The sequence below is a fragment of the Scandinavium goeteborgense genome (genome assembly GCF_003935895.2).
Classification (GTDB): domain Bacteria; phylum Pseudomonadota; class Gammaproteobacteria; order Enterobacterales; family Enterobacteriaceae; genus Scandinavium; species Scandinavium goeteborgense.
In genome coordinates, this window is the sequence record NZ_CP054058.1 from 1,761,553 (window position 1) to 1,786,600 (window position 25,048).

General features: G+C 55.1%; 26 protein-coding genes. 13 read left to right on the forward strand and 13 right to left on the reverse strand.

Annotated elements, in window-relative coordinates:
* Nucleotides 1–22: 22 nt before the first annotated feature.
* Together znuB and znuC are read right to left on the reverse strand one after the other, a co-directional pair.
* On the reverse strand, nucleotides 23–808 hold the full coding sequence (znuB, locus tag A8O29_RS09205) for a zinc ABC transporter permease subunit ZnuB (RefSeq protein ID WP_159465977.1): 786 nt from the start codon (nucleotides 806–808) through the stop codon (nucleotides 23–25).
* Nucleotides 805–1,560, reverse strand: coding sequence for a zinc ABC transporter ATP-binding protein ZnuC (znuC, locus tag A8O29_RS09210; RefSeq protein ID WP_125353799.1), 756 nt, complete (start codon nucleotides 1,558–1,560; stop codon nucleotides 805–807). Before znuC ends, znuB begins: the two co-directional genes overlap by 4 nt.
* A gap of 77 nt (nucleotides 1,561–1,637) precedes the next feature.
* Between znuC and znuA the strand changes: the two genes are divergently transcribed.
* The 3 genes from znuA to lpxM all read left to right on the forward strand — a co-directional run bounded on the left by znuA (nucleotide 1,638) and on the right by lpxM (nucleotide 5,021).
* Nucleotides 1,638–2,582 (forward strand): zinc ABC transporter substrate-binding protein ZnuA, encoded by a 945-nt coding sequence (znuA, locus tag A8O29_RS09215; protein WP_125353800.1) that lies wholly within the window; start codon nucleotides 1,638–1,640, stop codon nucleotides 2,580–2,582.
* Nucleotides 2,583–2,597: 15 nt separating this feature from the next.
* Complete coding sequence (mepM, locus tag A8O29_RS09220) at nucleotides 2,598–3,917, forward strand: murein DD-endopeptidase MepM (protein ID WP_125353801.1); 1,320 nt, start codon at nucleotides 2,598–2,600, stop codon at nucleotides 3,915–3,917.
* A 129-nt stretch (nucleotides 3,918–4,046) separates the two neighbouring features.
* Nucleotides 4,047–5,021 carry a lauroyl-Kdo(2)-lipid IV(A) myristoyltransferase gene (gene lpxM, locus A8O29_RS09225; protein ID WP_174081288.1) on the forward strand — a complete coding sequence of 325 codons (975 nt, stop codon included), beginning with the start codon at nucleotides 4,047–4,049 and terminating at the stop codon, nucleotides 5,019–5,021.
* Between the two features lie 41 nt (nucleotides 5,022–5,062).
* Here the strand turns inward: lpxM and pyk are convergent, their stop codons facing one another.
* Together pyk and A8O29_RS09235 are read right to left on the reverse strand one after the other, a co-directional pair.
* A complete protein-coding gene (pyk, locus tag A8O29_RS09230; protein WP_110512257.1) occupies nucleotides 5,063–6,505 on the reverse strand; it encodes a pyruvate kinase in 1,443 nt (480 codons plus the stop codon).
* A gap of 126 nt (nucleotides 6,506–6,631) precedes the next feature.
* Nucleotides 6,632–7,501, reverse strand: a complete 870-nt coding sequence (locus A8O29_RS09235; RefSeq protein WP_159465981.1) for a MurR/RpiR family transcriptional regulator — start codon at nucleotides 7,499–7,501, stop codon at nucleotides 6,632–6,634.
* A 355-nt stretch (nucleotides 7,502–7,856) separates the two neighbouring features.
* On the opposite strand from A8O29_RS09235, the gene zwf reads away from it, so the two are divergent.
* The 3 genes from zwf to A8O29_RS09250 all read left to right on the forward strand — a co-directional run bounded on the left by zwf (nucleotide 7,857) and on the right by A8O29_RS09250 (nucleotide 12,059).
* Complete coding sequence (gene zwf, locus A8O29_RS09240; RefSeq protein ID WP_125353802.1) at nucleotides 7,857–9,332, forward strand: glucose-6-phosphate dehydrogenase; 1,476 nt, start codon at nucleotides 7,857–7,859, stop codon at nucleotides 9,330–9,332.
* 237 nt (nucleotides 9,333–9,569) lie between these two features.
* Entirely contained in the window at nucleotides 9,570–11,381 is a 1,812-nt protein-coding gene (gene edd / locus A8O29_RS09245; RefSeq protein ID WP_125353803.1) for a phosphogluconate dehydratase, read from the forward strand.
* 39 nt (nucleotides 11,382–11,420) lie between these two features.
* Nucleotides 11,421–12,059 (forward strand): bifunctional 4-hydroxy-2-oxoglutarate aldolase/2-dehydro-3-deoxy-phosphogluconate aldolase, encoded by a 639-nt coding sequence (locus A8O29_RS09250; protein WP_110512253.1) that lies wholly within the window; start codon nucleotides 11,421–11,423, stop codon nucleotides 12,057–12,059.
* A 78-nt stretch (nucleotides 12,060–12,137) separates the two neighbouring features.
* On the opposite strand, the gene purT is transcribed toward A8O29_RS09250, so the two are convergent.
* A complete protein-coding gene (purT, locus tag A8O29_RS09255) occupies nucleotides 12,138–13,316 on the reverse strand; it encodes a formate-dependent phosphoribosylglycinamide formyltransferase (RefSeq protein WP_125353804.1) in 1,179 nt (392 codons plus the stop codon).
* 197 nt (nucleotides 13,317–13,513) lie between these two features.
* On the opposite strand from purT, the gene yebF reads away from it, so the two are divergent.
* From yebF to ptrB, 3 genes are all read left to right on the forward strand, one after another.
* Entirely contained in the window at nucleotides 13,514–13,822 is a 309-nt protein-coding gene (gene yebF, locus A8O29_RS09260; protein ID WP_275942426.1) for a protein YebF, read from the forward strand.
* Nucleotides 13,823–13,907: 85 nt separating this feature from the next.
* Nucleotides 13,908–14,561, forward strand: coding sequence for a tellurite resistance TerB family protein (locus A8O29_RS09265; RefSeq protein WP_110512250.1), 654 nt, complete (start codon nucleotides 13,908–13,910; stop codon nucleotides 14,559–14,561).
* 80 nt (nucleotides 14,562–14,641) lie between these two features.
* A complete protein-coding gene (gene ptrB / locus A8O29_RS09270) occupies nucleotides 14,642–16,702 on the forward strand; it encodes an oligopeptidase B (RefSeq protein ID WP_125353806.1) in 2,061 nt (686 codons plus the stop codon).
* On the opposite strand, the gene exoX is transcribed toward ptrB, so the two are convergent.
* The 3 genes from exoX to A8O29_RS09285 form a co-directional block, all read right to left on the reverse strand.
* The gene (gene exoX, locus A8O29_RS09275) at nucleotides 16,703–17,362 is read right to left on the reverse strand and encodes an exodeoxyribonuclease X (protein WP_125353807.1); all 660 of its coding nucleotides are present in this window, start codon (nucleotides 17,360–17,362) and stop codon (nucleotides 16,703–16,705) included. It abuts the gene before it with no gap.
* A gap of 50 nt (nucleotides 17,363–17,412) precedes the next feature.
* Nucleotides 17,413–18,078 (reverse strand): carbon-nitrogen hydrolase family protein, encoded by a 666-nt coding sequence (locus tag A8O29_RS09280; protein ID WP_125353808.1) that lies wholly within the window; start codon nucleotides 18,076–18,078, stop codon nucleotides 17,413–17,415.
* A gap of 108 nt (nucleotides 18,079–18,186) precedes the next feature.
* The gene (locus A8O29_RS09285) at nucleotides 18,187–18,417 is read right to left on the reverse strand and encodes a DNA polymerase III subunit theta (protein WP_110512246.1); all 231 of its coding nucleotides are present in this window, start codon (nucleotides 18,415–18,417) and stop codon (nucleotides 18,187–18,189) included.
* A 138-nt stretch (nucleotides 18,418–18,555) separates the two neighbouring features.
* On the opposite strand from A8O29_RS09285, the gene yobA reads away from it, so the two are divergent.
* Genes yobA through A8O29_RS09300 form a run of 3 tightly spaced genes read left to right on the forward strand, consistent with a single transcriptional unit; the run spans nucleotide 18,556 to nucleotide 20,157 of the window.
* Entirely contained in the window at nucleotides 18,556–18,930 is a 375-nt protein-coding gene (gene yobA, locus A8O29_RS09290) for a CopC domain-containing protein YobA (RefSeq protein WP_110512245.1), read from the forward strand.
* 2 nt (nucleotides 18,931–18,932) lie between these two features.
* Nucleotides 18,933–19,802 (forward strand): copper homeostasis membrane protein CopD, encoded by an 870-nt coding sequence (copD, locus tag A8O29_RS09295; RefSeq protein ID WP_125353809.1) that lies wholly within the window; start codon nucleotides 18,933–18,935, stop codon nucleotides 19,800–19,802.
* A 16-nt stretch (nucleotides 19,803–19,818) separates the two neighbouring features.
* The gene (locus tag A8O29_RS09300; protein WP_168713849.1) at nucleotides 19,819–20,157 is read left to right on the forward strand and encodes a YebY family protein; all 339 of its coding nucleotides are present in this window, start codon (nucleotides 19,819–19,821) and stop codon (nucleotides 20,155–20,157) included.
* A 739-nt stretch (nucleotides 20,158–20,896) separates the two neighbouring features.
* Here A8O29_RS09300 and A8O29_RS09305 read toward each other — a convergent pair.
* Both A8O29_RS09305 and A8O29_RS09310 read right to left on the reverse strand, forming a co-directional pair.
* Complete coding sequence (locus tag A8O29_RS09305; protein WP_148098776.1) at nucleotides 20,897–21,040, reverse strand: Ecr family regulatory small membrane protein; 144 nt, start codon at nucleotides 21,038–21,040, stop codon at nucleotides 20,897–20,899.
* A gap of 130 nt (nucleotides 21,041–21,170) precedes the next feature.
* Entirely contained in the window at nucleotides 21,171–22,121 is a 951-nt protein-coding gene (locus tag A8O29_RS09310) for a VirK/YbjX family protein (RefSeq protein WP_125353811.1), read from the reverse strand.
* Nucleotides 22,122–22,284: 163 nt separating this feature from the next.
* Between A8O29_RS09310 and pphA the strand changes: the two genes are divergently transcribed.
* Entirely contained in the window at nucleotides 22,285–22,929 is a 645-nt protein-coding gene (pphA, locus tag A8O29_RS09315; protein WP_125353812.1) for a protein-serine/threonine phosphatase, read from the forward strand.
* Here the strand turns inward: pphA and A8O29_RS09320 are convergent, their stop codons facing one another.
* The 3 genes from A8O29_RS09320 to rsmF form a co-directional block, all read right to left on the reverse strand.
* A complete protein-coding gene (locus A8O29_RS09320) occupies nucleotides 22,930–23,121 on the reverse strand; it encodes a YdfD/YebW family protein (RefSeq protein WP_125353813.1) in 192 nt (63 codons plus the stop codon).
* A gap of 98 nt (nucleotides 23,122–23,219) precedes the next feature.
* A complete protein-coding gene (locus tag A8O29_RS09325; protein ID WP_110512237.1) occupies nucleotides 23,220–23,459 on the reverse strand; it encodes a YebV family protein in 240 nt (79 codons plus the stop codon).
* A 115-nt stretch (nucleotides 23,460–23,574) separates the two neighbouring features.
* Nucleotides 23,575–24,966, reverse strand: a complete 1,392-nt coding sequence (rsmF, locus tag A8O29_RS09330) for a 16S rRNA (cytosine(1407)-C(5))-methyltransferase RsmF (RefSeq protein ID WP_246316668.1) — start codon at nucleotides 24,964–24,966, stop codon at nucleotides 23,575–23,577.
* Between the last annotated feature and the right edge of the window lie 82 nt (nucleotides 24,967–25,048).

The window sequence follows — 25,048 nt, forward strand, 5'->3', positions numbered from 1 at the left end:
CTCTGCTGCATAAAAAAACGCCCTATTGGGCGTTTTTTTTCATCATGCTGAAGATAAACAGCACTGCGGAGCAGAGCACCACTGACGGGCCTGCGGGGGTGTCGTAGAAGGCGGAGAACGTCAGGCCACCGGTGACGGCAACCATGCCGATGCCGACGGCGATACCGGCCATTTGCTCCGGCGTGCGGGCAAAGCGGCGCGCGGTGGCGGCAGGGATAATTAACAGCGACGTGATGATCAACGCCCCGACAAATTTCATCGCCACGCCAATAGTCAACGCGGTGACCAGCATCAGCAGCAGTTTGACGCGTTGCAGCTTCACGCCGTCAACGAAGGCCAGATCCGGGCTGATGGTCATCGACAGCAGATTGCGCCATTGCCACAGCAGAATCGCCACCACCACGGCAACGCCCAGGCCAATCGAAATCAAATCTTCAGGCGTCACGGCCAGCAAATCACCGAACAGATAGGCCATCAAATCCACCCGCACATTGGACATCAGGCTGACCACCACCAGACCCAGCGACAACGCACTGTGGGCCATAATCCCGAGCAGCGTATCGATGGCGAGGTGAGGACGGCGCTCCAGCCACACCAGGCCACCCGCCAGCATCAGCGTCACGGCGATGACCGCATAAAACGGATTCACATTCAGCAGCAGGCCGAACGCCACGCCAAGCAGTGAAGCATGGGCGAGGGTATCGCCGAAATAGGACATCCGACGCCAGACCACAAACGAGCCCAGCGGCCCGGCGGCGCAGGCCAGCATCACACCGGCCAGCCAGCCGGGAAACAGTAATTCAATCATGAGCGGTCGTTCCCTCTGCGCAGAACTATACGTCCCTGTAAATCGTGGCGATGGTTGTGCTGGTGGCGATAAATACCCAGCTGTTGCGCGCCGCGAGGGCCGAACATCGAAATAAATTCAGGGTGCATCGACACCACTTCTGGCGTGCCGGAACAACAAATGTGGTGATTGAGACACAGCACCTCATCCGTTTTCGCCATCACCAGATGCAGGTCGTGGGATACCATCAGTACTGCGCAATTCAGTTCACTGCGCAACTGGTCGATAAGGTCGTACAGCGCCACCTGACCGTTGACATCCACACCCTGAGTCGGCTCGTCGAGCACCAATAACTGCGGCTTATTCAACAGAGCACGGGCCAGCAGCACGCGCTGCGTTTCACCACCGGACAGCTTCTGCATCGGAGCATCCATCAGATGGCCCGCCTGTACGCGTTTCAGCGCCGGGAGAATGTCGTCTTTACGCGTACCGGGGCGCAGCCGTAAAAAGCGGCTGACGGTTAAGGGCAGGGTGGAATCGAGGTGTATTTTCTGCGGGACATAGCCAATCTGCAGTTTGCCCTCACGCTTGATGACACCGGAATCCGGTGCTACCAGCCCAAGAACCACACGGACGAGCGTCGACTTTCCTGCGCCATTTGGCCCAAGAAGCGTAAGAATTTTGCCAGGCTTCAGCGTCAGCGAAATATCAGACAGGACACGGCGCTGGCCGAAGGAGACGGAAACATTTTCGAGCGTTACAAGATTCGTCATCACAATTTGAGGTTGCACAAGTCAGTGAATGTTATAATATCACACTTCTTTTATTCAATACGATGATAAGACGCATTATGTTACATAAAAAGACGCTTCTTTTCGCAGCATTATCCACCGTACTTTGGGGCGCTGCCGCTACGCAGGCGAGTGCCGCGGTCGTTGCCTCGCTGAAACCCCTTGGATTTATCGCTTCAGCTATCGCCGACGGCGTAACACCCACTGAGGTTTTACTGCCTGACGGCGCCTCCGAGCACGACTACTCATTACGTCCGAGTGACGCAAAACGCTTACAAAACGCCGACTTAGTGGTGTGGATTGGTCCTGAGATGGAAGCATTTATGGACAAGACAGCGACTGCGTTTCCTGATGCGAAAAAGGTTACCATTTCAACGCTACCCGGTGTGAAACCGCTGCTTATGAAAGGGACTGACGATGATGATGACGATCACGGTCATAACCATGGCGCAGCAGAAAAAGGTGACGAAGATCACCATCATGGTGAATACAACATGCATTTATGGCTCTCGCCAGAGATAGCGCGCCTGTCAGCGGTTGCAATCCACGATAAATTAGTGGAACTTATGCCGCAAAGTCGAGCCAAACTTGACGCCAACCTGAAGGATTTCGAGGCGAATCTCGCCGCGACCGATAAGCAGGTGGGTAACGAGCTGGCACCGTTGAAAGGGAAAGGATATTTCGTTTTTCATGACGCCTACGGGTACTTCGAAAAACACTACGGAATGACCTCACTGGGGCATTTTACCGTCAATCCTGAGATCCAACCCGGTGCGCAGCGTTTACACGAAATAAGAACACAGTTGGTTGAGCAAAAAGCGACCTGCGTTTTTGCTGAGCCACAATTCAGGCCGGCAGTGGTGGAAGCGGTAGCCCGCGGAACCTCCGTTCGAATGGGAACACTGGATCCGCTTGGCACCAACATCCCGTTGGGCAAAGCGAGTTATCCCGCTTTCCTGACCCAACTGGCGAACCAGTATTCGAGCTGCCTGAAAGGAGATTAACGAGGAAGTGAATACGTGCAACAGATAGCCCGCTCTGTCGCCCTGGCATTTAATAATTTGCCGCGACCCCACCGCGTTATGCTGGGGTCGTTGACCGTTCTCACCTTAGCGGTCGCCGTATGGCGACCGTATGTGTACCATCCCGATTCAGCCCCTATTGTCAGAACCATTGAGCTCGAAAAGAGCGAGATCCGTTCCCTTCTGCCTGAAGCCAGTGAGCCTATCGATCAGGCGGCGCAGGAAGATGAAGCTATCCCGCAGGATGAGCTGGACGACAAAGTGGACAACGAAGCCGGTGTACACGAATACGTGGTGTCAACGGGCGATACGCTCAGCAGCATTCTTAATCAGTATGGTATTGATATGGGTGATATCAGCCAGCTGGCCTCCGCAGATAAAGAGCTGCGTAACTTGAAAATCGGTCAACAGCTCTCATGGACGCTTACCGCCGATGGTGATTTGCAGCGTCTGACTTGGGAAATGTCACGCCGCGAAACCCGAACCTACGATAAAGCAGCGAACGGTTTCAAAATGAGCAGCGAAACGCAGCAGGGCGACTGGGTCAACAGCGTGCTGAAAGGCACCGTTGGCGGCAGCTTCGTAACCAGCGCGCGTAATGCCGGATTAACCAGCAGTGAAGTCGGCGCGGTTATCAAGGCGATGCAGTGGCAAATGGACTTCCGCAAGCTCAAGAAAGGCGATGAATTCTCGGTGCTGATGTCCCGCGAAATGCTGGACGGCAAGCGTGAGCAGAGTCAGCTGCTGGGCGTGCGTCTGCGTTCTGACGGCAAAGATTATTACGCGATTCGCGCCGAAGACGGCAAGTTTTATGACAAAAACGGTACTGGGCTGGCGAAAGGTTTCCTGCGCTTCCCAACCTCGCGTCAGTTCCGCGTCTCCTCAAACTTCAATCCGCGTCGCCTGAATCCGGTGACCGGACGCGTTGCGCCGCATAAAGGCGTCGATTTCGCAATGCCACAGGGCACGCCAGTGTTGGCTGTCGGTGATGGCGAAGTGGTCGTGGCGAAGCGCAGTGGTGCGGCGGGTTATTACGTCGCGGTGCGTCATGGTCGCACCTACACCACGCGCTATATGCACTTGCGTAAGCTGCTGGTGAAACCGGGGCAGAAGGTGAAACGTGGTGACCGTATCGCGCTCTCCGGCAATACCGGACGCTCTACCGGCCCGCACCTGCATTACGAGGTGTGGATCAACCAGCAGGCGGTTAACCCGTTAACGGCGAAACTGCCACGCACCGAAGGGTTGAGCGGCTCCGATCGTCGTGATTATCTGGCGCAGGTCAAAGAGGTGGCTCCACAGCTGCATATCGACTAGCCATTGACGGTTAAATGACCTTAAAAGCCGATGCCTGACCGGGCATCGGCTTTTTCTTTTGTATGAAGCCGGGCACGTCGCTAAACTATCAGCATCTTTCTCTTTTTCCGGCACGACTCTGGAACAGGCATGGAAACGAAAAAAAATAACATTGAGTTTATTCCTCAGTTCGAAAAATCCTTCTTACAGCCGCGCTATTGGGGCTCCTGGTTGGGCGTTCTGGCTTTCGCCGGTATTGCGCTGACCCCTGCGTCTTTCCGCGATCCTATCCTCGGCGCGCTGGGTAAAAAAGTCGGGCGACTGGCAAAAAGCTCTCGCCGCCGCGCGCAAATTAATCTGCTTTACTGCTTCCCGGAAAAATCCGACGCCGAGCGTGAAGCCATCATTGATGAAATGTATGCCACTGCGCCGCAGGCGATGGTGATGATGGCGGAGCTGGGCCTGCGTGATCCGAAGAAAATCCTGAAACGTGTCGACTGGCATGGCATCGAAATTATCGAAGAGCTGCAGCGTAATAACGAGAAGGTGATTTTCCTCGTGCCGCACGGCTGGGGCGTGGATATTCCGGCAATGCTGATGGCCTCGAAAGGGCAGAAGATGGCAGCCATGTTCCACAACCAGGGCAACCCCGTCTTCGACTACATCTGGAACACCGTGCGCCGTCGTTTTGGCGGCCGTATGCATGCGCGCAACGACGGCATTAAGCCGTTTATTCAGTCGGTGCGTCAGGGGTACTGGGGCTACTATTTGCCCGATCAGGACCACGGCGAAGAGCACAGCGAGTTTGTTGATTTCTTTGCGACGTACAAAGCCACGTTACCGGCTATCGGTCGCCTGATGAAAGTTTGCCGGGCGCGCGTTGTGCCCCTGTTCCCGGTGTACGACGGTAAAACGCATCGCCTGACGGTAGAAATTCGCCCGCCAATGGACGACCTGCTGAAGGCGGACGACACCACCATCGCACGGCGCATGAACGAAGAGGTCGAGGTGTTTGTCACCCCGCATAAAGAACAGTACACCTGGATCCTCAAGTTGCTCAAAACGCGTAAACCCGGTGATATCGAACCGTATAAGCGCAACGAGCTGTTCCCGAAGAAGAAATAAAAAAAACGCCCAATCGGGCGTTTTTTTACCCACAAACGGGGTTATTCGACGGTCAGAATACGTGTGGTGTTGGTTGTGCCCACAGTACTCATCACATCGCCCTGGGTGACGATAACCAGGTCGCCAGACACCAGATAGCCTTTATCACGCAGCAGATTCACCGCATCGCTCGCCGCGGCCACGCCGTCGGACGCGCTGTCGAAGTGAACCGGAGTCACGCCACGGTACAGGGACGTCAGGTTCAGGGTGCGTTCGTGACGGGAGAGCGCGAAAATTGGCAGGCCGGAGCTGATACGCGAAGTCATCAGCGCGGTACGGCCGGATTCGGTCATGGTGATAATCGCCGACACGCCTTTCAGGTGGTTTGCGGCATACATCGCTGACATCGCGATCGCTTCTTCCACGTTATCGAACTGCACATCCAGACGGTGTTTGGAAACGTTGATGCTTGGGATTTTTTCTGCACCCAGACACACGCGCGCCATCGCGGCGACCGTTTCAGACGGATACTGACCGGCTGCGGTTTCCGCGGATAGCATTACCGCATCGGTACCATCCAGCACGGCGTTCGCCACGTCCATGACTTCGGCGCGGGTTGGCATCGGGTTGGTGATCATCGATTCCATCATCTGAGTCGCGGTGATAACCGAGCGGTTCAGCTGACGTGCGCGACGGATTAGGGCTTTCTGAATGCCGACCAGTTCTGGGTCACCGATTTCAACGCCGAGATCGCCACGGGCAACCATCACCACGTCAGAGGCGAGAATGATGTCGTCCATCGCGTCCTGGCTGCACACGGCTTCTGCACGTTCGACTTTTGCGACGATTTTGGCATCGCAGCCTGCGTCACGCGCCAGACGGCGAGCATAATTCAGGTCTTCGCCGCAGCGCGGGAAGGAGACGGCCAGATAATCGACGCCAATCAGAGCGGCGGTCTGGATATCAGCTTTGTCTTTTTCAGTCAGCGCTTCGGCAGAAAGGCCGCCGCCGAGTTTGTTAATGCCTTTGTTGTTGGACAGCGGGCCGCCAACGGTCACTTCGGTGAATACCTGCATGCCTTTAACATCCAGCACTTTCAGCTGTACGCGGCCATCGTCGAGCAGCAGGATGTCGCCTGGCACGACGTCGGCAGGCAGACCTTTATAGTCGATACCGACTTTTTCTTTGTCGCCTTCGCCTTTACCGAGGTTGGCGTCCAGCAGGAATTTATCACCGATATTGAGGAAGACTTTGCCTTCCTTAAAGGTGGATACACGGATTTTTGGACCCTGCAGATCGCCGAGGATCCCGACGTGGCGTCCCAGTCTGGCGGCGATTTCGCGCACTTTATCGGCACGAAGTTTATGGTCTTCGGCGCTGCCATGGGAGAAATTCATGCGAACAACGTTAGCGCCAGCCGCTATCACCTTCTCGAGGTTATTATCGCGGTCAGTAGCCGGGCCTAACGTGGTCACGATTTTGGTTCTGCGAAGTCTTCTGGACATGTAATACTCCATTGCTGAAACAATTTTGGTGTTGCGTGAACAGGAATTCGGACGTTCCACCTGTGCATAGTCTAATGCTGGAACTTAACCGAATGTACAAATAGGTTACAAGCTTGTTATAGAATTTTAATGATTATCACTGCTAACCTGCAGTTCCTTATCAAAGCGCGATTCCTTCAACGCTTCCTTGACCCGCTTCAAGTTATCCCGGAATTTTGCCCCACGGCGCAGGGTAAACCCGGTCGCGAGTACGTCAATCACCGTGAGCTGGGCCAGCCGGGAAACCATCGGCATATAAATGTCAGTATCTTCGGGTACGTCGAGGGTGATGGCTAAAGAAGCCTCTCGTGCCAGCGGCGTTCCCGCGGTGGTGAGCGCAATCACCATGGCATCGTTTTCACGCGCCAGTTGTGCCAGTTCGACCAGGCTCTTGGTGCGCCCGGTGTGAGAAATCAGCACCACAACGTCGCCATCGCTGCAATTCATACAGCTCATGCGTTGCAGTACGATGTCATCGGAATACACCACTGGCACATTGAAGCGGAAAAATTTATTCATCGCATCATGCGCCACGGCGGCGGAAGAGCCTAGTCCGAAGAAGGCGATTTTTTTCGCTTGCGTCAGCAGATCCACGGCGCGATTGACGGCGGCCATGTCCAGCGACTGGCGCACGTGATCGAGGCTCGCCATCGCCGATTCAAATATTTTACCGGTGTACGCTTCCACGCTGTCGTCTTCATCGACGTTACGATTCACGTAAGGCGTGCCGTTTGCGAGACTTTGTGCCAGATGCAGCTTAAAATCAGGAAAGCCCCGAGTGTCCATGCTGCGACAAAAACGGTTTACGGTCGGCTCACTGACCGAAGCCTGTAATGCCAGCGTCGCGATACTTGAGTGGATAGCCTGAGAAGGGGAGGCGAGGATCACTTCCGCCACTTTACGTTCGGATTTGCTAAGGTTTTCCAGATGGGACTGGATTTTTTCCAGCATGTTCATGGTTAACAGGCGCTCATCGGTGAAAGCGATTCCATTAATGGGTGAAATCGCCGGGCAATTTAGTGAGAATATACCCCTGTGGATCCTGCAATGCAGAAGAAAGAGGACAATTTACGTTGTTTTTTTTCATTACATGATCACAGTCGACTTTTGCCGATCAAGTTTTGGCGAAATGACGAGCAAAAATAAGCTGTTGGCCCATTCCTGCCGGGGTTTTTATTCCAGAAATGCGTTTATCTGGCGTCGGCGGGGGGAAGGGGTTTCGGCATTAACGTAAACACAGTACAGTGCAGCGTAAGAAAATTACAAATAGCGCCTGGCAGAAGCACCAGGCAATCCAACTGAGGAGAATGACATGGCGGTAACGCAAACGGCCCAGGCATGTGATCTGGTCATTTTCGGCGCGAAGGGTGACCTGGCGCGTCGTAAACTGCTGCCTTCCCTGTATCAACTGGAGAAAGCAGGCCAGATCCATCCGGACACGCGTATCCTTGGGGTAGGACGTGCCGATTGGGACAAAGATGCATACACCAAAGTGGTGCGCGAGGCGCTGGAAACCTTCATGAAGGAGAAGATTGATGAGAGCCTGTGGGACAGCCTGAGTGGGCGCCTGGACTTCTGCAATCTGGATGTCAACGACACCAAATCCTTCACCCGCCTTGGCAAAATGCTCGATCAGAAAGAACGCACCACTATCAACTATTTTGCGATGCCACCGAGCACCTTTGGTGCGATCTGCAAAGGTCTGGGCGAAGCGAAACTGAACGCTAAACCGGCACGCGTCGTGATGGAAAAACCGCTGGGCACCTCGCTGGCGACCTCCCGCGAAATCAACGACCAGGTCGGCGAATATTTCGAAGAGTGCCAGGTCTACCGCATTGACCACTATCTCGGTAAAGAGACTGTACTCAACCTGCTGGCGCTGCGTTTTGCCAACTCCCTGTTCATCAACAACTGGGATTCCCGCACGATCGACCACGTAGAAATTACCGTGGCGGAAGAAGTGGGTATCGAAGGACGTTGGGGTTACTTCGATCAGGCCGGGCAGATGCGCGACATGATCCAGAACCACCTGCTGCAAATTCTTTGCATGATTGCGATGTCGCCGCCGTCTGATCTGAGCGCCGACAGCATTCGTGATGCCAAAGTCAAAGTGCTTAAATCACTGCGTCGTATCGACCGCTCCAACGTGCGGGATAAAACCGTGCGCGGCCAGTACACCTCCGGCTTTGCGCAGGGCAAAAAAGTGCCTGGCTACCTCGAAGAAGAGGGCGCGAACAAGAGTAGCAACACCGAAACCTTCGTGGCGATCCGCGTTGATATCGATGACTGGCGCTGGGCTGGCGTGCCGTTCTACCTGCGTACCGGGAAGCGACTGCCGACCAAATGTTCCGAAGTGGTTGTGTACTTCAAGACCCCTGAACTGAACCTGTTCAAAGAGTCCTGGCAGGAACTGCCGCAGAACAAGCTGACCATTCGTCTGCAGCCAGACGAAGGCGTGGATATTCAGATCCTCAACAAAGTGCCGGGTCTGGATCACAAGCACAATCTGCAAACCACCAAGCTTGATCTGAGCTATTCCGAAACCTTCAACGAAACGCACCTGGCCGATGCTTACGAGCGTCTGCTGCTGGAAACCATGCGCGGCATCCAGGCGCTGTTCGTGCGTCGTGACGAAGTGGAAGAAGCGTGGAAATGGGTCGACTCAATCACCGAAGCTTGGGCCGCCGATCAGGATGCGCCAAAACCGTATCAGGCAGGCACCTGGGGTCCGGTCGCTTCCGTGGCGATGATTACCCGTGATGGGCGCTCCTGGAACGAATTTGAGTAGGATGTGACGCGCTACTCCGAACAGGTGACTTTACCGGTAACATGATCTGACACAGCATCTCGTGCGAAATTTGCACTTTTAAGCCCCGGGAGGTTCACCCCCGGGGCTTTTTTCATTACAATTACGGGAGATGAATTTGCCCCTGAGCTACAGCAGACGCGCGTTTCAGCATTGTTAATGACTCCTGAACTTCGTGTTAATGCATGAGCCCAGACACTCAGAGTTTGAGGAGATTTTATGAATCCTGCACTGTTACGCGTAACAAATCGTATTATTGAGCGCTCTAAAGATACCCGCCGCGCCTACCTCGCCCGCATCAATCAAGCCAAATCCGACACCGTCCAGCGTTCGCGTCTGGCCTGCGGTAATCTGGCGCACGGCTTCGCGGCCTGCCAACCGGATGACAAAGCGTCGCTGAAAAGCATGCTGCGTAACAACATCGCCATCATCACCTCCTACAACGACATGCTTTCCGCGCACCAGCCTTACGAGCACTACCCGGACGTTATCCGTAAAGCGCTGCACAGCGTGAACGCGGTGGCTCAGGTCGCCGGTGGTGTGCCTGCGATGTGCGATGGCGTCACGCAAGGGCAGGACGGAATGGAGCTGTCGCTGCTGAGCCGCGAAGTGATCGCCTTGTCTGCGGCCGTTGGGCTGTCTCACAATATGTTCGACGGCGCGCTGTATCTCGGTGTGTGCGACAAAATCGTTCCGGGCCTGGCCATGGCCGCGCTGTCATTTGGTCATCTGCCGTCGATTTTCATCCCGTCAGGCCCGATGTCCAGCGGCTTGCCGAACAAAGAAAAAGTGCGCATTCGCCAGCTGTTTGCTGAAGGTAAAGTTGACCGCATGGCGCTGCTGGAATCGGAAGCTGCGTCCTATCACGCGCCGGGCACCTGCACGTTTTACGGCACTGCCAATACCAACCAGATGGTTATCGAATTTATGGGCATGCAGCTGCCGGGCTCCTCGTTCGTGCATCCGGATGCGCCAATGCGTGAAGCGCTGACCGCCGCCGCCGCTCGTCAGGTTACTCGCATGACCGGCAACGGCAACGAGTGGATGCCGCTCGGTAAAATGATCGACGAGAAAGCCGTGGTGAACGGGATCGTGGCGCTGCTGGCCACCGGCGGTTCAACCAACCACACGATGCATCTGGTGGCGATGGCGCGTGCGGCGGGTATTATCATCAACTGGGATGACTTCTCTGATATTTCCGACGTGGTGCCGCTGATGGCGCGCCTGTACCCGAACGGCCCGGCGGATATCAACCACTTCCAGGCGGCGGGTGGCGTACCGGTGCTGGTGCGCGAACTGCTGAAAGGCGGTTTGCTGCACGAAGACGTAGAAACCGTCGCCGGTCACGGCCTCTCTCGCTACACCATGGAACCGTGGCTGAACAACGGCGAACTGGACTGGCGCGAAGGCGCACAGGCCTCGCTGGATGAAGCGGTCATTGCGACCATCGACAAACCGTTCTCCCATCACGGTGGCACCAAAGTGCTGAGCGGCAACCTTGGTCGTGCAGTAATGAAGACGTCCGCCGTGCCGGTTGAGAATCAGATTATCGAAGCCCCAGCGGTGGTATTTGAGAGCCAGCATGACGTGTTGCCGGCCTTCGAAGCGGGTCTGCTGGATAAAGATTGCGTGGTTGTCGTGCGTCTTCAGGGACCTAAAGCTAACGGCATGCCAGAATTGCATAAACTTATGCCGCCATTAGGTGTATTATTGGACCGTTGTTTCAAAATTGCATTGGTCACCGATGGACGGCTTTCTGGCGCATCCGGTAAAGTGCCATCCGCTATCCACGTCACGCCTGAAGCGTACGACGGTGGGCTGCTGGCGAAAGTCCATGACGGCGATATGATCCGCGTGAATGGACAAACCGGCGAGCTGACGCTGCTGGTGGACGAAGCCGAACTGGCCGCCCGTAAACCGCATTTACCTGACCTGCGCGCATCACGGGTTGGGAGTGGTCGCGAACTGTTCAGTGCACTGCGTGAGAATCTTTCCGGTGCAGAGCAGGGCGCAACCTGCATCACTTTTTAATACGACGAAATTACTCATTCTGGCGAGAGAAAAACTCTGATGAAAAACTGGAAAACAAGTGCAGAAGCAATCCTGACCAACGGCCCGGTTGTCCCGGTTATCGTTGTTAATAAACTGGAACACGCTGTACCCATGGCGAAAGCGCTGGTTGCCGGTGGCGTACGCGTGCTGGAAGTGACCCTGCGTACCGCGTGTGCCATGGACGCTATCCGCGCCATCGCGAAAGAAGTCCCCGATGCTATCGTCGGTGCCGGTACCGTGACTAACGTCCAGCAGTTGAAAGAAGTGACCGAAGCGGGCGCACAGTTCGCCATCAGCCCGGGCCTGACCGAGCCGCTGCTGAAAGCCGCAACCGAAGGCACTATTCCCCTGATTCCAGGCATCAGCACAGTGTCTGAACTGATGCTGGGCATGGACTACGGTCTGAAAGAGTTCAAATTCTTCCCGGCAGAAGCTAACGGCGGCACCAAAGCGCTGCAGGCGATTGCAGGCCCATTCGCGCATATCCGTTTCTGCCCGACTGGTGGCATCTCTCCGGCGAACTATCGCGATTACCTGGCACTGAAAAGCGTGCTGTGTATCGGTGGTTCATGGCTGGTTCCGGCGGATGCGCTGGAAAGCGGTGATTACGATCGCATCACCAAAATTGCACGCGAAGCCGTAGAAGGCGCGAAGTAAGACTTAGTTGCCGGGCCTGATATTTGCCCGGCGAAATGAAAATAAAGGTGGGAGTGCGCATGCGCCTCCCGCCTTTTTTTATCCCTTAACGAAGACGGTTGCGGCGGCGGTTTTCGCCCGCTCAACCGCTGTTTCGACGTCATCAGCCGTTGCCAGCGCCACGCCCAGGCTACGTGAGCCTTCGATTTCCGGTTTGCCAAACAAACGCAGCTGAACGCCAGCCCCGACCGCGGATTCCACGTTGCCAAAGCTGACGTTGCGGCTGGTTAACTGCGGCAAAATGACGGCCGAAGCGGAGGGACCGTACTGGCGAATCGCACCGATTGGCAAGCCCAGAAACGCACGGACGTGCAGCGCAAACTCGGACAGGTCCTGCGAAATCAGCGTCACCATGCCGGTATCATGCGGACGCGGCGACACTTCGCTGAAAATTACCTCATCGCCGCACACAAACAGCTCTACGCCAAACAGGCCATAGCCACCGAGGGCCAGCACCACGTCACGGGCGACTGCTTCGGCACGCTCGATCGCCAGCGGGCTCATTTGCTGTGGCTGCCAGGATTCGCGGTAGTCGCCATCTTCCTGGCGATGACCGACCGGGGCGCAGAAATGTACGCCGTCTACGGCGCTGACGGTCAGCAGCGTGATTTCAAAATCAAAGTTCACCACGCCTTCGACGATCACTCGTCCCGCTCCGGCACGGCCGCCCTGTTGGGCATATTGCCAGGCGGCAGAGAGCTGCTCTTCGCTACGGATAAAACTCTGGCCCTTGCCGGATGAACTCATCACCGGTTTGATGATGCAGGGCAGGCCGATTTCGCTGACGGCGTCGCGGAAGCTTTGCTCGCTGTCGGCAAAACGGTAACTCGAGGTTGGCAGTTTGAGTTCTTCCGCAGCCAGGCGGCGAATACCTTCCCGGTTCATGGTGAGCTTTGTCGCGCGAGCGCAAGGCACCACGTGCTGACCGGCCTGTTCCAGTTCAATGAGCATATCGGTGGCGATGGCTTCAATTTCCGGGACGATAAAAGCAGGTTTTTCCTGCTCAACCAGCGCCTTCAGCGCCTGGCCGTCCAGCATATTAATGACGTGGCTGCGATGGGCAACGTGCATCGCCGGAGCGTCCGCATAGCGATCGACGGCAATCACTTCGATCCCCAGACGCTGGCATTCAATGGCCACTTCCTTACCCAGCTCGCCAGAGCCCAATAACATCACGCGGGTTGCCGCCGGACGCAGCGCTGTGCCTAGTACAGTCATAACGAAATTCCACAGTAAAAAAATGGACGCCAGTATATACGAAAACGTTTGCGTCTGTCTCGGATGAGAAACGACGTGATAAATAACAGACGCTTACTTGCGTTGTCGGTGTTTTGTACCATGCTTTTTAGGGTTATCAGGCGTGAGAGAAAAAACCTATGAAAAAGAGAACAGTAATGACGGCAGTTTTGCTGCTGATGAGTAGCGTTGCGGTCCAGGCTGCCAGTGAGAAAACGGTGTCAATTAGTAAGTGTGAAGGACTGGACGCCGACGGCATCGCCGCGACGGTGAAGCAGGATTACACCCAAAACCGGATTAATCAGTGGGCGGATGACCAGAAAACACTGGGGCAGATTGATCCCGTGGCGTGGATTAATCCCCATGACGTGACCGGGAAAAAGGATAAATGGAAAGTGCCGCTCACGGTGCGCGGGACAAATACCGATTTGCATTACGTCGTGACAGTGGATTGTGCAGCAGGCAGCGCCACCTATCGCGCGCAGTAATTTTCGCATCTTTAGCCAGACCAGACGTTTCCTGACATCGTCTCGCTTAGGCTGAGAGCATTCATCTCAGTATGGCGAGGAAACAATGGCAAACTGGCTTAATCAGATTCAATCCCTTCTCGGTCAATCATCGTCTTCTGCTCAGCCATCCGGCGAGCAGGGACTCAGTAAATTGCTGGTTCCCGGTGCGCTCGGCGGTCTTGCCGGGCTGCTGGTGTCCAGCAAATCATCGCGCAAACTGCTGACCAAATACGGAACCGGGGCGCTGCTTGTCGGCGGCGGGGCCGTGGCGGGCAGCGTGTTGTGGAACAAGTACAAAGACAAAATTCGTACGGCCCATCAGGGCGAACCGCAGTACGGGCAGCAAATCAGCCCGGTGGATATGCGCACCGAACGCCTGATCCTGGCGCTGGTGTTTGCTGCAAAAAGCGACGGGCATATCGATGATAAAGAACGGGCGGTGATTGATTCGCAGCTACGTGAAGCGGGCGTGGAAGCGCAGGGGCGTCAGCTGGTGGATAAAGCGATCGCCCAGCCGCTGGACCCGCAGCTTCTGGCCAAGGATGTGCGCAATGAAGAGGAAGCGCTCGAGCTTTATTTCCTGAGCTGTGCGGCTATCGATGTCGATCACTTTATGGAACGTAGCTATCTGAACGCGCTTGGCGATGCGCTGAATATTCCGCAAGAGGTGCGGGAAGGCATTGAAAACGATTTAAAGGCGCAAAAACAGGCACTTTAACCTCAAGTTGGCATGTTTCGCTTGCATCGCTGTGCACATTTGCCACCCTTAGGGTAGGTAACTTGCAGAAGAACAACGACATGCCACCAAAAGCAAAACGCATTCCCCACACCATGACGCTTCATGGTGATACCCGGGTCGACAACTACTACTGGCTGCGTGACGACGACCGCACGCAGCCCGCGGTGCTCGACTACCTCAAGCAGGAAAACGACTATGGCCGCGAGGTCATGGCGTTGCAGCAAAACCTGCAGGATAAAATCCTCAAAGAGATTGTCGATCGCATTCCGCAGCGCGAAGTCTCTGCGCCCTACAGCAAAAATGGCTACCGCTACCGGCAAATTTACGAGCCGGGCTGCGAGTACGCCATTTATCAGCGCCAGTCGGTGCAGAAAGAAGAGTGGGACGACTGGGAAGTGCTGCTCGACGGCAATCAGCGCGCGGCGCACAGCGAGTTTTATACCCTCGGCGGGTTAGGTGTTTCGCCAGATAACGCGCTGATGGCGCTGACGGAAGACTATCTCTCGCGCCGCCAGTACGGCCTGCGTATCCGCAGCCTGGAAAACGATAACTGGTATCCTGAGACGCTGGAAAACGTCGAGCCGGGCTTCGTCTGGGGCAATGATTCGCAAACGCTGTACTACGTACGAAAACATCCGACGACGCTGTTGCCGCATCAGGTGTGGCGCCACACCGTAGGTATGCCGGTCAGCGCCGACGAACTGGTGTACGAAGAGCAGGACGACACTTTCTACGTCAGCCTGCACAAAACCAGTTCGAAGCATTACGTGATTATTCATCTGGCCAGCGCCACCACCAGTGAAGTGCTGCTTCTGGATGCTGAACTGCCTGATGCTCAGCCGCTGCGCTTCCTGCCGCGCCGCAAAGATCACGAATACAGCGTTGATCATTTCCAGCATAATTTTTATCTGCGCTCCAACCGTGAAGGTAAAAACTTTGGGCTTTACCGCTCGCCCGTCCGCGACGAAAACCGCTGGGAAGCGCTGATCCCTCCGCGCGCTGAAGTGATGCTCGAAGGCTTTACCCTGTTTACCGACTGGCTGGTGGTCGAAGAGCGTCAGCACGGCCTGACCAGCCTGCGGCAGATCAATCGTAAAACCCGGGAATCCACCGGGATTGCGTTTGACGATCCGGCGTATGTGACCTGGCTGGCGTATAACCCAGAGCCCGATACCGCGCGCCTGCGTTACGGTTATTCCTCGATGACAACGCCGGACACGTTGTTTGAGCTGAATATGGATACTGGCGAACGGAAGGTGCTGAAGCAGCAGGAAGTGAAGGGCTTTGATGCCAGTCGCTATCGCAGCGAGCATCTGTGGGTTAAAGCGCGGGATGGCGCTGAAGTGCCGGTTTCGCTGGTTTATCATCGCGAGCATTTCCGCAAAGGGAATAATCCGTTGTTGGTGTACGGCTACGGCTCATACGGCGCCAGCATGGACGCTGATTTCAGCAGCAGCCGTCTGAGCCTGCTTGACCGTGGGTTCGTGTTTGCCATCGCTCATATTCGCGGCGGCGGCGAATTAGGCCAGCAGTGGTATGAAGACGGCAAGTTCCTGCTAAAGAACAACACTTTCAACGATTATCTTGATGTTTGCGATGCGCTGCTGGCGCAGGGCTACGGCAATCCTGAGCTTTGTTATGGAATGGGCGGCAGCGCAGGCGGAATGCTGATGGGCACCGTTGTCAATCAGCGTCCAGAGCTGTTCCACGGGGTGATTGCTCAGGTGCCATTCGTCGATGTGGTGACGACGATGCTCGATGAGTCGATCCCGCTGACGACCGGCGAGTTTGAGGAGTGGGGCAACCCGCAGGAGCCTGAGTATTATCATTACATGAAAGGCTACAGCCCTTATGACAACGTCGGGAAACAAGCCTATCCGCACCTGCTGGTCACCACCGGGTTGCACGATTCTCAGGTGCAATACTGGGAACCGGCCAAATGGGTGGCGAAGCTCAGAGAGCTGAAAACTGACGATAATCTGCTGCTGCTTTGTACCGATATGGATTCCGGGCACGGCGGGAAGTCGGGGCGATTCAAAAGCTATGAGGGTGTGGCGCTGGAGTTTACATTCCTGATTGCGCTGGCCCAGGGTACGCTGCCGGGCCAGGCAACACGATAGTTATTCGCCCAGCCAGTGCTTGAGGGTTAAGCGCAGTTCCGGGCTCATCGAATTGAGATTATTGAACAACCAGCGGAGGTAGCCGGGATCTTTCTCGGCCACTTCTGACACCGGCTTCCCACGGTATTTGCCGAAGGTGAAAGTGGTCATCAGCGCCGGACGCCCGGTGATGTCGGCCATCTGATCGGCGGTCCAGCCGGAGACGTTCATAATATCAATCAGCAATGCGGCGGTAATGTAGCAGTCATACAACGCCCGGTGATGATGCAGACCGGGCGGGGTGGTCACGCTCAGCTTGCGGGATTTGTAGAGCGCCATATTGCTGTACTTGATGCCCGGCCACAGGCGGCGGGCAAGCTTCATGGTGCAAATCCACTCGCCGTTCATTTCAGGCAATACGCGGCGGTCAAAGCTGGCGTTGTGCGCCACGTACCAGGTGCTGCCCTGATAATGCGGTACAACGTCCTCAATCCACGGCTTATCAGCGACCATCTCTTCGGTGATGCGATGGATGGCCATCGCCTGTGGGCTAATCGGTCTGTCCGGGCGCACGAGATGGCTCATGGGATTAGTTATCTTGCCGTCAACGATGTCCACCGAGGCGATTTCAACCACGCCTCCCTGTAAACCGCAGGTTTCCGTATCGATAACGCGTAACATTGTGCTCTCCCGGCTGAAAAGAGGCAGGTTATGCGCCACAGAGGCTTTCGTCAACAGAGGCTTTCGCGCAGCGGAATAATGTCGCCTTCCCAGCCGCCTTCGTATTTGCGACCGGTCAACAAAAGGTCCCCGCTGTCGGCGCGCACGATTAATTGACCGTTTTCATCCCACAGCGCGCTACCCACGGAATAGTTAGATTTTAATACTGCGATAGCGTAGCGGTGGGCCAGGCGCTGAAGCCGCTGCACCGACTGTTGTTGCTGAAATTCGCAGGTACAGGTTCCGGTGGCCAGCAGTGAGGCATTCGGATCGAGTTCGATAGCGCCCGCTTCGGGGGCCAGCACGCTGATGTGTTGCGTCAGTGGCGTCAGACAGGTGCCTTGTCCCTGATGCATCGTGAGCGGTGAGGACGCACCGGGCACAAAAATGGCTACACCCTTTTGACGTTCGCCGTTCATGTCGACCGGTAAACCCGCAATGATAGTCATCCCGTGACGTTTCGCCGCAGCGCAAAGCGGTTGCAGGAGTTCATTGGTGGGACAGGGGGGAAGGGGAGAATCGGTGTCCGGTCCCGTCAACGACATTTCCGGGAACACAATCAGCTGGCAGGTCAGCTTCGCCGCCGCTTCGATAAAACGTAGATGATGGTCAATATTTTCCGCAACGCTCCTGTTGCGTGCCGTGTACTGTGCAGCAGCAATCGTCCATGCAGGCATAGTGGCTTCCTTATCACTTTTCTTGACTCAGAGTCCCTGAGTCACACATGAGAATCTTCTCAAGATTGTAGCCGCGGCAGTGTAAGGAAGTGTAACAGTGAGTAAGTCTTACTTTTGTTTCGGTTCGTATGGCAGGCGGGACAAGTTTACCGACGCTAGTCGATGCGCGATCAGGCGCTCGCGGAACCAGTCGCGAAGGTGCGTCGGCTGTTCACGCTCCACCACTTCAGCCACGATAGGCATATTGTAGCGCTCTTTAAATGCAACCCCGGCGGCGGCCAAATCGACGTTAATTTTGTCCATCTCGTCCTGGGGAAGTTTTGCCAGATTGGTGTTCATCTTGGGCTCCTTCTGATATCGGGGCTGAAAGTACTAAGAGTGTCGCGAAATAGCAAGACCAACGGCGGTGAATCTCGACGTAAACATTATACGAGGTTATTCTCTCCCACAGATATATAACAAAAGGGAATGTAGAGAATGAACCGTATCGCCTCCCGCGCGCTGCGCACCGGTGTTTTCCTGACCTGCGTTTTAACCACTTCCGCGGCCTTCGCCCACGCCCATCTTAAACATCAATATCCTGCGGCTGATGCCCAAGTTACGGCGGCTCCCCAGGCGCTGACTCTCAATTTCTCGGAAGGGGTTGAGGTAAAATTCAGTGGCATCACGCTGACGGGCCCACAGCAGGCGCAGATACCTGTTGGCGCAGTGAAGCTCAATGAAAAAGACAACACCCAGCTTATCGTCCCGGTCGAGCAATCTCTCAAACCCGGCGATTACACCGTTGACTGGCACGTGGTGTCGGTGGACGGTCACAAAACCAAAGGCCAGTACCATTTCAGCGTGAAATAACCGTGCTGGCGTCGGTCTATGTCGGGCTGCGAGGCCTGCATTTCATTGCCGTCATGCTCGCCTTCGGCTGCGTGCTGTATGGTGCCTGGTGGGCAACGCCCCAGCTGCGTCGGTTGATGATGCAACGCTTCCTGCCGTTTCTGCGCGTCGCGTTGCTGGTGAACGCTATAACGGCAACGTTAATGCTGATGCTGCAGGGCGGACAAATGGGCAACGGCTGGGGCGATGTCCTGCAACCTGAGGTCTGGCTCGCCGTGGCGGGTACGCGTTTTGGTAGCGTCTGGCTGTGGCAAATTCTGCTGACGTGGATTGCGCTGATTGTCGTCTGCCTGAAACCGCATCGGCTGGCACCGCTGTTGCTGATTCTGTGCATCGCACAGTTTTTACTTATGGCGGGTGTAGGGCACGCGGCAATGCGCGATGGCATCATTGGCGCGTTGCAGCGGATGAATCACGGCGTGCATCTTCTGTGCGCGGGGGCCTGGTTTGGTGGCCTGCTGCCGTTTCTTTATTGCCTGCGCCTGGCGAATGGCCCTTGGCGCACCTCGGCCATCAATACCATGATGCGTTTTTCTCGTTGGGGCCATCTGGCGGTCATTGGGGTGATCCTGAGCGGGCTGGCTAACGCCTGGTTGATTCAGGGGCAGCTGGTGACGGATACGGCCTATGGACGTCTGCTGTTGGTGAAATGTGCGTTCGTGGCGCTGATGGTGGTAATCGCCCTGGTGAACAGGTATGTTCTGGTGCCGCGAATGGCGACAGACAGACAGCACATACAGCGGCTGTTTGTGCGCACGACGCAGGCGGAAATGATTTTAGGGGCTCTGGTGCTGGCGGCGGTAAGCCTCTTCGCAACCTGGGAACCGTTCTGAATTAAGTGGCAGAATCATGAAAAAACTCGTTTTATCAATGTTGTTACTGGCAACAACTGGAACCGCCCTGGCGGCACCGCAAATTATCACCGTCAGTCGTTTTGAGATGGGTAAAGAACAGTGGGCATTTAATCGTGAAGAGGTGATGTTGACCTGCCGTCCGGGCAATGCGCTATATGCCATTAACCCCAGCACGCTGATGCAATATCCGTTAAATGCCGTTGCCGAGCAGGAAGTGAAGGAAGGGAAGACCAACGCCCAGCCGATTTCTGTGATCCAGGTCGACGATCCTGAGCATTTGGATCAAAAAATGAGCCTGGCGCCGTTTATCGCCCGCGCTGAAAAGCTTTGCTAAGACGCAACGTTAACTGATTGACAGACAATAAAAAACCGCAAGTTTCTCTGACGAAAGCTTGCGGTTTTTGCTTTTTGTGACGCTTTGCTCACGGTTTTTTTCTGACCACTTTTGTCGCGGACTGGAAAACCTGGCATGGTCATCTATTCTTAAAGGGCAAGGCGACTTTAGCCTGCATTAATGCCAACTTTTAGCGCACGGCTCTCTCCCAAGAGCCATTTCCCTGGACCGAATACAGGAATCGTATTCGGTCTCTTTTTATCTGCAAGTGATATCAGCAACTTACAGCATCGGCCTGAAAATTTCCCACACTTCCACGACCAACCTGTTTTCTTTTATATCACATCAAAATCGGTCTTAACATTTTTTTTACACGAAAAATGCAGATCCTCGCGACCGCGAGTTACGTCGTTATGTCAGCAGGGAGGGGACATATATAGGCGAAAAAAGCATAAAAAAAACCCCTTCGCTTCGCAGGGCAAAGGGGAAAAGCTTGCAATGAATATTATATTTTCGGACTCACTTTTACGGCTTTACAGGGATATGCAGCGCCGCGAGGTGGTTTGGTCTGAAAGTTGCGCGTCCAGGGATGTGGAGTCAGTCAGACCTGAAACGTAATGCCACGTGCTGTCAGGAAGAAGCAGCCCGCCGCGCTATGTTTCGCTCAGAATGGTATGCATCACGGTGGTTTGATTCAAATGCCATCTTGTTTAATTTTGAATATGCGAAACCAAAGGGATTATTCAGGCGTGACGATATCGGGATAGAGAAGGGTTTCAAGATAGCTGACCAGCACCCAAATTTGATCGCTCAAAATGAACCAGATGCCCAGCCCAAGTAAAACCAGAACGAGAATTGTCAGGGCAATTTCGATTTTGCTCATAGCCAGGAAGTACCGCCAGCGAGGTATCAGAGGAATACCTCATGATGATAGCGAAACATCAGGGGCTTGTGCAATTGTGATGCGAGAAAGCCTCTGCCAATGTGTACAGCAGAGGCCAACGCAGTTGCGCTTACGCGCGCGGGAAAAGCGCGTTGAACTGGGCTGCCATCTCGTCGAGCAGCGCAAAACGGCGGCGGTACTCTGCGCGTTTTTTGCTGGCAATGTCTTCCAGAGATTTACGTTCTTGCGCCAGCGGTAGCTGCCACCGGAATGCGTCGCGTTTAACGCCGTCTAACGATGCCCAAAACTCGTCGTAGCTGGCATGGAAATGACGGCCTTTGCTGAAACGATAACGCAGGGCGCGGAATACGTGGCCATTATCACTGACGCCGGAGAGTGTGGTTATCCCGCACTCTCCGGCCATCAGGCCAAAGCATTCAACCAGAATACGTTTCGGGAACAGCCCATAACAGGCGCGGGTGGCGTGCTTAATGACGTCATGAGAGACGTTGCGACGGGGTCCCTGCAGACCACCGACGATCAGCTCCCAGCCGTCATGGCTCCGGGCAACGCTGAATGTTGTGCTGGCCAGAACCGTATCGTCGGCGCCGCAAAACCACAGTGTGCTTTCGCCTTCACGTTCGGCCTTGTGCGCGCAGGAGGCGTACAGCGTAAACTGGGCACCGTCTTTGCCCTCAAAGCTCAGCAGCTCCGTAGGCTCGGTGGCGGTTAATGCTGCGGCGAGTCGGGTGCCTTTAAGCGAGTCGATAAACTGATAATGGCCGACAATCGCTTGCGCACGCTGCGTTGACGACAAACCCCGCGCCAGATACTGGCGATGGGTTTTGCTGGGCAGTGTGACCTGCGCGTTCAACAGACGCATGAAGTCTGGGCGCTGGCCGAGAGTGTCGAGCATCAGTCGGGTTGAGCGATAAAAAATCATCGTACGCAGCAAAAACTTCAGACGGTAGTCCGCTTTTTTCCAGATTGGCGAAGGGGCAAGTTTGCCGCTGACCAGTTCAGAAATAAGATGCGAGCGCGGTTCAGGTGAATAGGCGGAGTTCAGGGGGTTGTCCGACATGATAATAACCTCATCATTGTTCTGAGGCTATTCTAACGGCCGGTGCGGTTAATCTTAATGCACGCACAGACTTTATTCCGCGTTCGTTTATACTTGATTTACGTTTTACAAAAAGCGTAAGGCAATCCGTGTATCCCCTATACTTAAACTAGGGGGCAACGCTATGTATCAACACATTGACGGCAAAGCCTGGCGGCATATATGGCTCATTGGCGACCTGCATGGTTGCTTTAATTTGCTGATGCCTAAACTCCGGGCCCACGAATTTAATCCTTATCAGGATGTACTCATCTCCGTTGGCGACCTGATTGATCGGGGACCCGACAGTCTCAAATGTCTCGAGCTTATTCATCAAAAATGGTTTTTCGCTATTCGTGGAAATCACGAACAAATGGCGATGGACGCGCTTGAGCATCAGCAATTATCGCTGTGGGAATTGAATGGGGGAGCGTGGTTCGAACACTGTACGGTGAATGAGCAGGCTGAGGCCCAACGTCTACTACAGGCCTGTCATGAACTGCCGTATGTCATCGAAGTGGACACCGATTCAGGTGTGCATGTCGTGGCTCATGCCGATTATCCGGCCGCGCATTATCAGTGGCAACAGGACGTCGACTGGCATCGCGTACTGTGGGACCGTCAGCGGCTGAGCGACCATCTGGCAGGGAATCATTCTCATATTGATGGCGCGGATCACTTCTGGTTTGGGCACACGCCCTTAAAGCACCGTTATGATGTGCTCAATCAGCATTACATCGATACCGGTGCAGTATTTGGCGGTGAGCTGACGCTGGTCCAGCTTCAGTAGTTACAAATCGCTGTATTCCTGCGCCGGACGCCAGAAACCGTCAATAAAATCCTCAACCGGGAAGCAACCGCCTTGCCTTATTCGCTGCGCGTCCATAGCCCGTACGCACTGCGGCTCGGTGTTATAGACGTCCACCACAATGTCTTCGCAGCCGCCATCGAGATAACAAATAAACAAAACCAGAGCGAACATCGCATCCTCACACTCTTGCGCGTTGCCTTAAGTGTAAGAGAAATAAGCGAAATGCGAAAATAAATAACCCGCCTAAAATTGGGCGGGTTCCTTTTGAATCAGGCTAAGCGCATGACCCAGGCATCGGACTTACTGTCATAGTGTTTGCGGTATAGAACAGAGTGTTCCCCATCGAGAATGGCGGGAACGCTGGTTTCGGCATCCCAGGCATCGAGTTGCATGCATAAATCAGGGTCAGATTTACAGGGAATGCTTAACGTTCGCTCCCCTTGCTGCTCGCCATGCAGCTCGCCGTCATCAATTTCAAAGGCGCCGATTCGTACGCTGGTTTTGGTCATAATGCTCTCCGGTTATCTGCTTCGTTGTGGTATGACCAGTTAGGTCTTCCCATTTTTTAGCGTAGACAAGGGCGAGCATTTTGCCAGTCAGAACGTGCTTAATTTTGGCTCAGCGTTACGCTTTGCCAGCGAACAATTTGCCATCCCGGACCAGTTCACGTGGATAGCTATTCTTGATGCGCGAACCGACTTTTTTTGCCAGGCCCAACGGATGTCCCTGAAAGGTCACGATAACATCATCGCGCGCGGGTGGCGTTTCCGGCCAGACATCCCGTCCGCGATACCACTCTTCGGCTTCCGCCTGCGTCAGTTCGAAGCGTGCACTTTTCTCGCCCGCCAGAGCGATAACGGCTTCGTGCTGCCAGCGGAACCCTTTATTGAAAGTCTCGGCCAGACGCAGGCCGATGCGGGAAAAACGGACCTTGCCCAGCAACGGCTCAATCTCTGCCGGGAACAGCCAAATCTCTTTATCGCGCTGCCAGAGATTCAGATTGTCTTCCCAATGCAAACCCACGGCGGCAGCAGCCTGTTTCACCGCCAAAGACTCACGGGTTCGCATCGGCAGGAAGGGGAACTTGCCGACTTTGTAGCCCGGTGCGGGCAGGGCTTCAATGGCCGCGGTTTTTTTCAGCCGTGCGACAAAGAATCCTTCGCAATCGAAAATCTGCGGGAAGACGTGCAGGAAACCTTCCGGCGTCAGGGCCTGGGTTGCACCGTCGAATAGTGTGTCGAGCGGCATGATTTCGACCGCCTGCGGATAGCGGGCCAGTAACCAGCTCAACACGTCCTCGTTTTCGTCACGGTTCAGCGTGCAGGTGGAATACACCAGCGTGCCGCCGGGGCGCAGCGCATGAAACGCGCTGTCGATGAGCTCGCGTTGGGTCTGGGCTATGTCGAGATTGCTTTCCTGGGACCAGTTCTTCAGCGCATCGGGATCTTTGCGCACCACGCCTTCGCCGGAGCAAGGGGCGTCGAGCAAAATGGCGTCGAAGGATTCTGGCAGCGCGGCGCCGAATACCCGGCCATCAAAATGGGTGAGGGCAACGTTGTTGATCCCGCAGCGGCTGATATTGGCGTGCAGTACTTTAACCCGGCTGGCGGAAAATTCGTTGGCTAAAATAGCGCCTTGGTTCCCCATTCGCGCGGCAATCTGCGTCGTTTTTGAACCCGGTGCGGCGGCAACGTCCATCACCCGTTGAGGATGATTGTCACCAGCAAACAGCGCCGTGACCGGCAGCATCGAGCTCGCTTCCTGAATGTAAAACAGGCCGCTCAGGTGTTCGGCCGTGCTGCCGAGCGGCAGGGCATCTTCGTCTTCGCGTTCAATCCAGAAACCTTCTTCGCACCACGGTATAGGCGTGAGTTGCCAGCCATAAGGGGCAACCAGCTGCAGAAAATCCGGGACAGAAATTTTGAGTGTGTTAACACGGATACTGCGGCGCAGCGGGCGCTGGCAGGCGGCGATGAAATCGTCGAAGGAGAGATGAGTCGGCATTGCTGCACGCATCACCTCAAGAAAGGAGTCAGGAAGATAAGCCACTAAACGCACCAGATTCATAAACGGGTGCGCAGTTTAGCACAGCGACTCC